At 73.1% G+C, this 11,306-nt stretch carries 7 protein-coding genes; 1 reads left to right on the top strand and 6 read right to left on the bottom strand.

What is annotated here, in order from left to right; genetic code table 11:
* From K6I34_RS20905 to K6I34_RS20885, 5 genes are all read right to left on the bottom strand, one after another.
* Window positions 1–3,071, bottom strand: a 3,071-nt coding sequence (locus tag K6I34_RS20905) for a type I polyketide synthase (protein WP_229327844.1), incomplete at its 3' end; no start/stop codon positions are given.
* 447 nt (window positions 3,072–3,518) lie between these two features.
* On the bottom strand, window positions 3,519–3,992 hold the full coding sequence (locus K6I34_RS20900) for a flavodoxin family protein (protein ID WP_229327843.1): 474 nt from the start codon (window positions 3,990–3,992) through the stop codon (window positions 3,519–3,521).
* A gap of 130 nt (window positions 3,993–4,122) precedes the next feature.
* Complete coding sequence (locus K6I34_RS20895) at window positions 4,123–6,591, bottom strand: hypothetical protein (protein WP_229327842.1); 2,469 nt, start codon at window positions 6,589–6,591, stop codon at window positions 4,123–4,125.
* A gap of 113 nt (window positions 6,592–6,704) precedes the next feature.
* The gene (locus K6I34_RS20890; RefSeq protein WP_229327841.1) at window positions 6,705–8,045 is read right to left on the bottom strand and encodes a HAMP domain-containing sensor histidine kinase; all 1,341 of its coding nucleotides are present in this window, start codon (window positions 8,043–8,045) and stop codon (window positions 6,705–6,707) included.
* Window positions 8,045–8,743, bottom strand: coding sequence for a response regulator transcription factor (locus tag K6I34_RS20885; RefSeq protein WP_229327840.1), 699 nt, complete (start codon window positions 8,741–8,743; stop codon window positions 8,045–8,047). Before K6I34_RS20885 ends, K6I34_RS20890 begins: the two co-directional genes overlap by 1 nt.
* 176 nt (window positions 8,744–8,919) lie before the next feature.
* Between K6I34_RS20885 and K6I34_RS20880 the strand changes: the two genes are divergently transcribed.
* A complete protein-coding gene (locus K6I34_RS20880) occupies window positions 8,920–10,131 on the top strand; it encodes an acyltransferase (RefSeq protein ID WP_229327839.1) in 1,212 nt (403 codons plus the stop codon).
* A gap of 156 nt (window positions 10,132–10,287) precedes the next feature.
* On the opposite strand, the gene K6I34_RS20875 is transcribed toward K6I34_RS20880, so the two are convergent.
* On the bottom strand, window positions 10,288–10,887 hold the full coding sequence (locus K6I34_RS20875; RefSeq protein ID WP_229327838.1) for a CAP domain-containing protein: 600 nt from the start codon (window positions 10,885–10,887) through the stop codon (window positions 10,288–10,290).
* Window positions 10,888–11,306: the final 419 nt, after the last annotated feature.

Below are 11,306 nucleotides of genomic sequence, written 5' to 3'. Positions count from 1 at the left end.
GACAGGCCCGTCGCGGTGCCGAGCCGCTGCACGAGTTCGGCCGCGGCGAGCGAGTCGAGGCCCGACTCACGGTAGGCGAGTTCCGGCTGGATGACGTCCTTCGTGGCGTGCCCGAGCACGGCGGCCGCGTGCGAGCGGACCAGGTCCAGGACGGCGCGTTCCTGTCCGGCTTCGGGCAGGCCGGTGATCCGGCGGGCGAGGGCGGAGGTGGAGGTGGAGGATGCGGACGAACTGGGCGCGGGCGCGGGGGCCGCGGCGTCGCCGGGCAAAGGCGTGAGGCCGGCGGGCGCGGTGGAGTGCAGCCAGTGCCGGGCGCGCTGGAAGGCGTACGTGGGCAGGCCGACCCGGCGCACCGCGCGGCCCGCGAACAGGGCGGGCCAGTCGAGTTCCGCGCCCAGCGTGTGCAGGCGGGCGGCGGCCGTGGCGAGGGCGTGTCCCTCGGGGAGGCCGGTCCGCAGGGTGGCGACCGTCGCGACGGCGTGGCGGTCGGCGGACGGCAGGCACTCGCGGGCGAGGGCGGACAGGCTGCCGTCCGGACCGAGCTCGACAAGGACGGTCGCACCGGCCTCGCGCAGCCGTCGGACGCCGTCGCCGAAGCGCACGGCCTCGCGGGCGTGGCGGACCCAGTAGTCCGGCGAGCACATCTCGTCGCCGGTCACCGGTTCGCCGGTCAGGTTCGACACGACGGGCGTCGTCGGCGGCCGGAAGGTCAGCCCCCGCGCGACGTCGGCGAACGCGTCGAGCATCGCGTCCATGCGCGGCGAGTGGAAGGCGTGGCCGACGCGCAGCCGCCGGACCTTCCGGCCTTGCTCACGCCACGCCTCCGTGAGGCCGAGCACGGTCTCCTCGTCGCCCGAGACCACGATGGACGTCGGCCCGTTGACGGCCGCGATCGCGACGCGGTCCCGGACGGGGGCGAGAGCCGCGGTGACCTCCTCCTCGCTCGCGCGGACCGCCACCATCGCGCCCCCGGCGGGCAGCTCCTGCATCAGCCGTCCCCGGGCGGCCACCAGCGCGCAGGCGTCGGGCAGCGACAGGACGCCCGCCACGTGCGCGGCGGTCAGTTCGCCGATCGAGTGGCCGAGCAGCAGGTCCGGGGTGACGCCCCAGTGCTCCAGCAGCCGGTGGAGCGCCACTCCGACCGCGAACAGGGCCGGTTGGGTGAACTCGGTGCGGTGGACCAGTTCCGCCTCGGGACTGCCCTCGGGGGCGAACAGCACCTCGCTCAGCGGCCGCGTGAGATGCGCGTCGAGGTGCCCGCAGACGGCGTCGAAAGCGGCCGCGAACACCGGGAACCGGCCGTGGAGTTCACGCCCCATGCCGGGACGCTGGCTGCCCTGCCCGGTGAACAGGAACGCGGTGCGACCGGCCAGCGTCTCGCCGGTCACCACGCCGGGGGCGGCGTCGGACGCGCCCAACGCGTCCAGGCCCGCGAGGAGTTCCGGCCCGTCCTGGGCGAGGACGACGGCCCGGGAGGCCAGGTGCGTACGAGTGGTCGCCGCGGACCAGCCGACGTGCGCCGGTACGGTCTCGGGGTGCTCCCGCAGGTGCTCGCCGAGCCGGACCGCCTGGGCGCGGACCGCGTCCGGCGTGGCGCCGGACAGCGGGACGAGGACCGGTACGGGCGAGGCATCGGAGGTCGCGTCCGCAGCCCCGGAGGTCGCGTCCGCGGCGTCGGATGCCGTGCCCGTCTCATCAGGCTCATCGGGTACGGCACCCGCCTCCCCCGCACCGGCCCGGCCGGTCGGCCACTCCGTCAGCACCACGTGACAGTTGGTGCCGCCCATGCCGAACGAGCTCACCCCGGCGATCAGCGGCTGGTCGGGGAGCGGCCAGCCGGTCGTCGCGGTCTGGACGCGCAGGCCCAGCGCGTCCAGGGGGATGCGCGGGTTCGCGTTCTCGAAGTTGAGGCTGCGCGGGAGCTGCCGGTGGTGGATGCCGAGCACGGTCTTGACCAGACCGACGATCCCCGCCGCGCCCTCCAGGTGGCCGATGTTGGTCTTCACCGAACCGACCCGCAGGGGCGTGCCGGCCGGGCGGTCCACGCCGAGCGCGGCACCGAGCGCGGCCGCCTCGACCGGGTCCCCGACCGGTGTCCCCGTGCCGTGCAGTTCGACGTACTGCACGGCCTGCGCGGAGAATCCGGCCCGCCGGTGCGCCGCGCGGATCACCTGTTCCTGGGCCTCGGCCTCGGGCGAGGTCAGCGCCTCGCCGCCGCCGTCGTGGTTCACGGCACTGCCCGCCACGACGCCGTACACGGTGTCGCCGTCGGCGAGGGCGCGGGACAGCGGTTTGAGCACCACGACCGCGCCGCCCTCGCCGCGCACGTAGCCGTTGGCGCGGGCGTCGAAGGTGAAGCACCGCCCGTCCGGGGAGAGGCCGCCCAGCTTGGTCGCGTCACCGGCCTCGTCGGGGACGAGGTCGAGGTTGACGCCACCGGCGAGCGCGAGTCCGGACTCGCCGCGGCGCAGGCTTTCGCAGGCCGTGTGGACGGCGACGAGGGAGGACGCCTGGGCGGCGTCGATCGTCATGCTCGGGCCGCGCAGGCCGAGTGTGTACGAGACCCGGTTGGCGATCATGCTGCGGTGCAGGCCGGTCACCTGCCGCGAGCCGGACGCGATGCCCGCGCGGCGCAGCAGGGTCGCGTAGTCGTCCCAGATCGCCCCCGCGAAGACGCCGACGGGGCCGCCCTTCAGCCGGTGCGGCGGGATGCCCGCGTGTTCGAGGGCCTCCCAGCACAGTTCGAGCATGAGCCGCTGCTGGGGGTCCATGAGCGTGGCCTCGCGCGGGGCGACGCCGAAGAAGGCCGCGTCGAAGCGGTCGACGTCGGCGAGGAAGCCACCGCGGCGCGGCCGGCTCCGCGGGGCCGCGCCGTCGTCGGAGCGGTCCCGCGGCGTCGCGTCCCGGCGGGAGTCGGGAAGCTCGGTGACGGCGTCGGCACCGTCGCGGAGGAGTTCCCAGAACCGGTCCGGACCGGCCGCGCCCGGGACGCGACAGGCGATACCGACGATCGCGACCGCACGGTCACGATCGGGTCCGACTGCGTGCGCGACAGCATTCGACTCGGACATACCGTTCCATCACGTCCAGACATCGACTAGACCCGCGAGCGGAAGTAGGTTGAACTCTGGATCACGGTCCAACTGGCCCGCAAGCAGCGTTTTTCGGCCCGATCGCCCGGCGGACTCCCCTTCCACAGCTCGGGTGTTGATTCAGGCGGGCCCCCTCCTGGAGTGTGAAGTGCCTCACTGCACGGAATGTTGAATTCCCCTGGTCCGGGCAACGGCCGCACAGGGCAAAGATCCGTAAAGGCGCTGCGCACAGCATGATCGACGCGAGGTCGTATACGATCCCGCGCGGGCGGCATCTGCTCCGGGCAAGCGCCACCACAAGATCCTTGGCTGAATTCAACTTACCTTCTCGGCACTGCTGTTGATGTTGCCGATGGGAGGTGAACGGATGCTGTAGCGACTGTGACGGCCGGGTCGCGAGGGCGACGCGACCCCTTGCCGGAACCTTCAGGAAGCCGCGTCGATCCGGGCCCGCAGCCCTTCGGCGAACGTGCGCGCCGCCGCCAGGTCGGTGACGTCGGGACGCCCCTTGTTGATACCGCCGACGAGCCTGAACGGAAGCCAGGTGTCGAGCGCGCGGCACGAGAAGGTGTCGGACACCGCGAAGCCCTTCCGCTGGAGCAGCCGCACCAGGGGGCGGGTGAAGGGACGGAACGGCACCTCGGGCAGCCCGCTGGTGGCGAACACGAACGCCCTGCCCCGCTCCCCCGCCGGCAGCGACCCGACGAACTCGCGCAGCCGTGGGTGGAACCGCCCCGAGAAGATCCCCGATCCGAATCCCACGAGGTCGCAGGCGGCGAGCTCCGCCATGTCGACGTGCTCGGGGTCGACGACGGCGGCCCCCAGGACCTGGCCCATGACGTCGGCGACCCGCTTCGTATTGCCGTGCGAGACAGAGGCGCACACGATGACGGCCTTCATGATGATGCTTCCTTCGCTTCCGCGATGCCCACGATGTCCGCGTGGTGTCGGCCGGACCTCGCTCATCGGGCCCGCACCCTGACGACATCGCCCGCGCGGCGACTGTGACATGAGGGCCGCGTGATTGCGGTCACATGTGGTGTGGCGGCGGTGCCGCGGCCGCCAGTGCCGCCGCCACATCCGGGTGGTCCGTGCGGAAGCCGGTCATCTTGCGCAGGGCGCACCGGCGGGTCGTGGGGTCGTCGGAGGAGGCGGCCATGAGGAGCAGGGCGGCGTAAGCGTGCCGGTTGTTCCGCGGGACGTCGCTCGCGTACGAGGTGAGCTCGTGCACGGCGCTGTGGCCGTGGTCCCGGACAGCGCGGGCTGCCGGCTCCCGGACGCGGGGATCGTCCAGCCAGAAGCGCGACAGGCGCAGACACGGCCGCAGCGTCTCCGGGCGGTGCCCCTCCGTGCGCCAGACGTCGGCGAACACCGTGGCGCCCGCGGGGCCGAGCCACTCGGCCAGCGCGTCGAGCTTCCAGTCCCGGTCCGTCGGCGGGGGGACGTCGGCGGCGGGGGCGAGCAGGCCGCGCAGGAGCGAGGGCAGCAGCGTCGTCAGGCGGCTCGGCCGGATCCTCCGCAGACAGCGCCGGATCGCTTCGACCGCTTCGCCTCCCCAGGGGCTGTACGCACCGGGCTCTGCGTCCGCCGCGCCGAAGTGCTCGAGCACCAGCCGCCGCAGGACGGCCTCCGGGTCGTCCTCCGCGTGGGGAAGCGCCATGACGGCCGCGCGTACGACGGGCGCGTGGGGCGAGTGCGCGTAGTGTCCGGTGAGCGCGCGGTCGGTGCGCAGCAGCGCGTGGAGTTCGGCGACAGCGCGGTTCGTCGCCCATCGGCCGCGCTGCTCGGCGGCTTCCGCGGCCAGGCGCTCCGCCAGCCGTTCTCGTTGGTCCGCTGTGCGCCGGCCGTAATCCGCCGTGGCGCGAACCGACGGCCGCGACGGCCGCTCGGCCGTGACCGTGCCTTCGCCGGGCACCGGCCCCGTACGCATGCGGGCGAGCAGCGTCCTCGCGTGGTCGGCGATGTCCTCGTTCTGCCGCACGGCCGTGCGGAGCAGCGCCACCAGCGCGGGCCGGCGCGCGCCGTGCCGCTTCAGTAGGGCCGCGACCTCAGCCGCAGGCCGGAAGTGCCCGAGCCGCGCGGCTGCCACGAGGGCGGGTTCCAGGGCCGGATACGCGGCGTGGACCCGGTTCGGCTCGAACCGCCACAGGCAGTGGCCCTCCTGATCGGGGTGTGCCCACAGCGCGCCCAGCGTGCGTACGGCGCGGTCCGCGAGGGCCGGTACGCGGTGCGCCAGCAGGGTTCCGGCGAGTGAGGACAGGGCGCCGAGGGTGTCGCGGGAGAGGTCCGGTGCGTCGAGCGCCGTCCGGACGAGCCGGTCCAGCGCGGGCACCGCGCCCGCGTGGAAGTGCCGGGGCCGTACCCGGGCGAGCGCGTCCAGCGCCGCGGCCCGGACCTCGTCCTCCTCCTCGTGCAGGGTTTCGGCGAGCCAGGGCAGCAGGGTGTCCAGCGCGTGCTCGTCCCGGTCGTCGGCCGCGCATGCGACCAGCAGCCGGCAGCCGTCCTGCCGGTCCGGTGCGGAGCCACGCGTCAGCGCGACGAGTTCGGCACGGGCCTCGGCGAGCGGCAGGTGGCGTGTGTACAGCCGCCGGAGCGCCTCGTCCCCCTCGGCCTCCGCCAGCGCCCGCAGCCGGGCCGCCTCACGCGCGCGCCGCTCGTGCGGCAACAGCTCCAGTACGGTCGCCCACGCCTGCGAAGGCCAGATGTGGTCGTAGGGCGGATGCCCCCAGGCGGCGTCGAACAGCGCGGGGCGGTCCTCCCACCGTACGAAGCCCAGCAGCCGCGCGAACGACTCGATGTCCCCGGGGCCCGCACCGCGCAGCGCCCGCCCCAGCGTCAGCAGGGCGTCCGGGTCCGCCTCCCACAGCACGTGCCGGTTGCGGTGGCTCACGTCGTACGTGAAGTACGGGCCGTGCGGAGCCTCGGCGAGGAGGCGGAGGGCCCGGGTCGGGTCGGCCTTCGCCAGGGCGAAGAAGGTACGGGGGCGAAGCCGCAGGAGCCGTTCCTCCTCCTCCAGCGCGTCGGCCAGCGGCTCCGGCACGCCCGGCCCGGCGGGAGGCAGGGGCAGCAGCCCTGCCTCCTCCTCACCGAACGCGGCCAGGACGGGCGCGTGCAGCAGCTCGCCCAGGGCGTACCAGCGGTTGCGCCGCAGGTGTGCGTACAGGCGCCTGCGGTCGTCGAAGGGCGTGTCGGTGACGGCCCGGACCACCGACTCCCCGTCGAGGGACGGAAGGCTCCGGCCGCGCAGGACCCGGAGCCGCAGTGCGGTGTCGCCTTCGGCGAGGGCCTGTTCGAGCAGCGCGGGACGCCGCGCGATGTCCGCCAGCTCGATGCCGAGGATCCGGTCCTCGCCGGATCCGGACCACAGCCGTGCCAGCACGCCGTCGAGCCGGCCGTCCGCGGCACTCTCGCTCGCGAGCCTCCCGAGCTTCGCCAGGAGCAGGGGGCGGGGCGAGGCGTGCAGGTCGGCCAGGAGCTCGGGGTACGGGTATACGGACATGTTCGGAAGTATGTCCGAGCGCTGATCGTCGGCGCGCGGCATTTCCTGTCGCCTCCTCTTCGGCTCCCGTCGGCTCTTGTCAGCTCTTGTCGGCTCTTGTCGGCAGGGGCTTGTCACGACCTCCGCCGTCGCACGGCGGGCGCAGGCGTCGTGCGCACCGGCAGCCGGAAGCCGACCTCCGCGCCTCCGTCGGGCGTTTTTCCCGCGAACACCGTGCCGTTCTCGGCCGTGACGATGTCGTGGACGATGGCCAGGCCGAGGCCGGAGCCGGGGGTGCCCTGGGTGCGGGGGCCGCGGTAGAAGCGGTCGAACACCGCGTGCTGTTCGTCCGGTTCGATACCGGGGCCGTGGTCGTGGACGGACAGACGGCCGCCTTCGACACGGATCTCGATCGGGGTGTCGTCGGAGCTGAACTTGGCGGCGTTGCCGAGGAGATTGTCGACGCAGCGTTGCAGGGCGCGGGGCCTGGCCCGGACCGGGGCGGTGTCTCCGGCGGTCACCGTGACCGTGCGTCCGGTGCGCTGCTGGAAACGCACCGCGCACTCCTCGGCCACGGCGGGCAGGTCGACATCGGCCGGGGCTTCCTCGGCGTGACGGTCGGTGGCGAGCTCGACGATTTCCCGGACCAGGCCGTCGAGCGCGGCGGCTTCGGTCACCAGGGTGGCGAGGACCTTTTCCTCGTCGCGGGGGTCGAGCCTGCCGCGTGCTCGCTGCAGGAGTTCGGCGCTGCCGCGTACCGAGGTGAGCGGGGTGCGCAGCTCGTGGCCGGCGTTCTGCACCAGCCGCTGCTGCTGTTCACGGGAGCGGCGCAGCGCGGCCAGCATGGCGTCGAAGCTGCGGGTCAGCCGGCCGACCTCGTCACGGCCGGCCGACGGCAGCGGGACGGAGAGGTCCTGTGTCGAGGTGATGTGCTCGGTGGTGCGGACCAGGCGCCGGACCGGGCGCAGGACCCGGCCGAGGACGAGCCAGCTCAGCAGCGCCGAGAGGGCGACGGAGGCCGCGGTGATCCAGGTGATCCGCCGGAGGAACTCGTGGTCGACCCGTTCGGCGTCGCGGTAGTCCTGGCCGACCATCACCGCGCCGCCGCCGGGGAGCGGCTTGGTGAGGACGCCGTACTGCGTGCCGTCGACGGTGACGTCCTCGCGGCTGGTTCCCCGGCCGGTCCGTGCCACCTGCCGGGCGGCGTCCGACACGGGCAGTGGCTCCCGGCCGGGGGTCAGCGGCCGGACGGTGCCGTCGGCGAGGAGGAGCTGCTCGGCCATGTCCGGCCGTGTCGGCGGCTGGTGGTGGGAGGTCGCGAGCAGGGTGACGGCGGTGTCGGCGCGGTCGTCGAGGGCGCGGTCGAGCTGGTCGGCGACGAGGCCGCTGACGTTGCGGTATGAGGTGAAGACGCTGATGACGATGGCCAGCACAGCGGCCGCGACGGCGACGAGGGTGATCCTGGCGCGCAGCATCAGGCGGGCCGGACGGTGAAGCCGACGTTGCGGACGGTGTGGATCAGCCGCGGGGCGCCGGTCTCCTCGGTCTTGCGGCGCAGGTAGCCGATGTAGACGTCCAGGGAGCGGGAGCCGGTGGCGACGTCGTATCCCCAGATGCGCTCGTAGATCTGCGCGCGGGTGAGCACCACCCCTTGGTTGCGCAGGAGGAGTTCCAGCAGGTCGAATTCGGTCTTGGTCAGGTCCAGCGGGTGCGGGCCGCGGTGGGCCGTGCGCGCCCCGGGGTCGAGGCTCAGGTCCGCGGCGGCCAGGACGCCGGTGTCGTCGGGCTCCGCGGCGCGGCGCAGCAGGGCGCGCAGGCGGGCGAGCAGTTCCTCGGTGGCGAAGGGCTTGACGAGGTAGTCGTCGGCCCCGGCGTCCAGACCGGCGACGCGGTCGCCGACCTGGTGGCGGGCGGTGAGTACCAGGACGGGCAGCCTGTCGCCCCGCCTGCGCAGCATCCGGCACAGGGACAGCCCGTCCAGCCGGGGCATGACCACGTCCACGACCGCCACGTCCGGGCGCCGCTGTTCGAGGATTTCGAGGGCCTGCCGGCCGTCGGCCGCCGTCAGTACCCGGTAGCCCTCGAAGCGCAGCAGCTGCTCCAGGGTGCTGCGCACGCCCGGGTCGTCCTCGACGACCAGGACCACGTGCCCGCCAGTGGATATATCTGTCATGGCGTCATTTTCCCCGGCGGTGGCCGGACCTGAGGCCCGGGCTTCGGTGTGCGGATTTCCTTCGGTGCGCGGACGACTTTGCCCGGTGCTCTTCACAGGCCCGGCAGAGCGGTGACAAAAACGTGTAAGAGCGTGCGCGGCCCGCGTGGCCGCGCCGGCAGCGCACAGGGGGGACGATGCCGGAGGAATTACGTTCGTCCGGGGCACCAGGGGCGTCGCGTCTGCCGGAACTCGACCTGATCCGCAGTGTCGTGGTGGTCGGTCTGGTCTTCTTCCATTCGGCGCTGGTCTTCGCCCCGCACGACACCTTCTACGTCAAGAACGACACCACCACCGGCGTGGCCCTGGTCGCCGTCGCCCTGTGTGTGCCCACCGCGATGCCGATGCTCTTCCTGATCGCGGGTGTCGGCGCGTGGCATTCGCTGCGGCGGCGCGGCCCGGCCGGGTTCGTCAGGGAACGGCTGGTGCGGCTGGGCGTGCCGCTGGTCGTCGCCACGCTCACGATCGATCCGCTCCCGCAGTGGCTGCGCCACCGGTCGGCTGGCCCCGGATACCACGACGCGTATCCGACATTCCTGACGCACTTCTATGCGATTCACATGGACTGGGCCGATTTTCCCTTCGTCCTCCACGGAAAGGACTTCGAGGTCGGCCATCTGTGGTTCGTGGTACTCCTCCTGACGTTCTCGCTCCCCCTGGCCGCGGCGGTCCGCCGGATTTCCCGCGCCCGCCTGCGGCGGATACTCGACCGGATGGCCGCGGTGGCCGGACGCCCGGGGGCGATACTGCTCCCCGCGTTGCCACTGGCCGCGATCGACGCGCTGCTGGGCCTGGAGCGGGGTTACGCCGCGTGGAACCGGTGGGCGTACCTGGTGTTCTTCCTCTGCGGATTCGTGTTCGCCGGTGACGAGCGGTTCCATGCGGCGATGCGGCGCAGCGCGCGTACGGCGATCGGGCTGGGGACGCTCCTGAGTCTGGCGATGCTGCCCGCGTTCCTGGCCCATGACGCGTTCTTCACCGGCACGGACCCGCTTCCGGTCGGTGCGCGGGCCTCGTACGGGGCCGCGGGCTGGTGCTGGCTGGTCGCGATCCTCGGCGGGCTGAGCCTGACGCACCCGTCCGGGACACCGGACGAGCGGGGCGGACGCCTCCTCGCCTATCTGTCCACGGCGGCGCTGCCGCTGTACGTCCTGCACCAGCCGATCGTCGTCACGGTCGCCTACGGCGTGACCGGCTGGAACCTGCCCGTCCCCGTCAAGTACCTGGCCATCAGTACGGCTTCGCTCGCGCTGACCGTGGCCGCCTACGAGCTGCTGGTGCGCCGGACCCGTACGACCCGCTTCCTTGCGGGAATGCGTCCCTCCGGCCGGGCGGGTGCCTCGCCGTAGCGGCCGGTGCGGAGCGTGCCGGGGCGCCTGGGCCCCGCACGCCCGCTCCCCTGTCCGAGGAGAGCGGGCGTGCGGGCTCCAGGTCGGTGTCGGGTCAGCCGGGGCGGCCGCGGCCGCCCACGGGGGTCTTCCCGGGGGTCTTCCCGGGCGTCACGGTCAGGTCCGCGCGCACGACGGCGAGCGGGTGACCAGCTTCCGGTGCTTGCCGACGAGGACCACGTCCCAGTACCGGTTGTCGTAGCCCAGGCCGACCGCCACGACGTCCTGGTTCATCAGCGCCTTGGAGAAGTCGGTGTCCGGGTCGGTGGCCATGTCCGCGAAGTAGCTGTCGCTGGTGTAGCCGGAGAACAGGTACTCGCGGATGTAGGAGGAGAACACCTTCGCGTCGCTCAGCCGGGCCCGCAGGTCCCGTCCGTCGCTCCCGACCGAGCTGAGCTTCCCCGTCCGGGCCATGTCGCGTGCGTGGGCGCGTGCCGCGGTGGACACGGGGTCCGAGATCAACAGCGGGGCCATGCCGTGGTTCGCGCGTTCCTTGTTCACCTCGCACACGATCCAGTCGGTGTTCGGGTAGTACGCCTGCTGTGCCGCCTTGGTCGCGGCCGGGCCTGCGATCGCCGCCCGGGCCGGGACCGGTCCGGGCGGGTCCGCTTGCGCGGACGGCACGGCGGCGAACAGCACGGCGGACAGCGAGGCGGCAAGAGCGGACGCGGTGACGGCGGCACGCCGTACGTCGAGCCTGTTGGTCAGTATGGTCATGCCCGGCACAACGCGTGCCGCCGTGCGGGGTTTCGCTCCGGCACGACCGACTTCCCCGCACCTCGTGAACGGCGCGGAAAACGCCCCGGGCCAGGACATCCCCACAGGCCTCTGAGTCACCACTGGCCGCTCCTGAGGCCCCTCCTAGGGAACCGCCTAAGGCCCACCTCAGGCCTCCGGATCAGGCACTCTCCCCATACCCCCGCCCCCTCCTCAGGGACGAGGCTCGGAAGCGAGCACAGAAAGCACGTACCCCAAGGAGCACCTCATGTTCGACTTCCTCGTCCGCTGCTTCCACGGCCTCCCCCTCGCCCGTGACGCCGCCGACCATCGTCTCGCCTGCGCGGGCCGCTGAGCCGCCGTTCCCGGTGTCAGTGCCCCGTTCGATCCTCTGCGGTGTGCAGAATTCCGTCAGCCCC

The sequence above is a fragment of the Streptomyces sp. UNOC14_S4 genome (genome assembly GCF_020740835.1).
Lineage (GTDB): Bacteria > Actinomycetota > Actinomycetes > Streptomycetales > Streptomycetaceae > Streptomyces.
Note: the sequence above shows the minus strand (reverse complement) of the source record. Positions and strands in the feature narration are given on the sequence as shown.

Coding starts and splice junctions, on each gene's coding strand:
- K6I34_RS20875 (WP_229327838.1), bottom strand. CDS start 10,887: ATGACCATACTGACCAACAGGCTCGACGTACGGCGTGCCGCCGTCACC.
- K6I34_RS20895 (WP_229327842.1), bottom strand. CDS start 6,591: ATGTCCGTATACCCGTACCCCGAGCTCCTGGCCGACCTGCACGCCTCG.
- K6I34_RS20880 (WP_229327839.1), top strand. CDS start 8,920: ATGCCGGAGGAATTACGTTCGTCCGGGGCACCAGGGGCGTCGCGTCTG.
- K6I34_RS20890 (WP_229327841.1), bottom strand. CDS start 8,045: ATGCTGCGCGCCAGGATCACCCTCGTCGCCGTCGCGGCCGCTGTGCTG.
- K6I34_RS20885 (WP_229327840.1), bottom strand. CDS start 8,743: ATGACAGATATATCCACTGGCGGGCACGTGGTCCTGGTCGTCGAGGAC.
- K6I34_RS20900 (WP_229327843.1), bottom strand. CDS start 3,992: ATGAAGGCCGTCATCGTGTGCGCCTCTGTCTCGCACGGCAATACGAAG.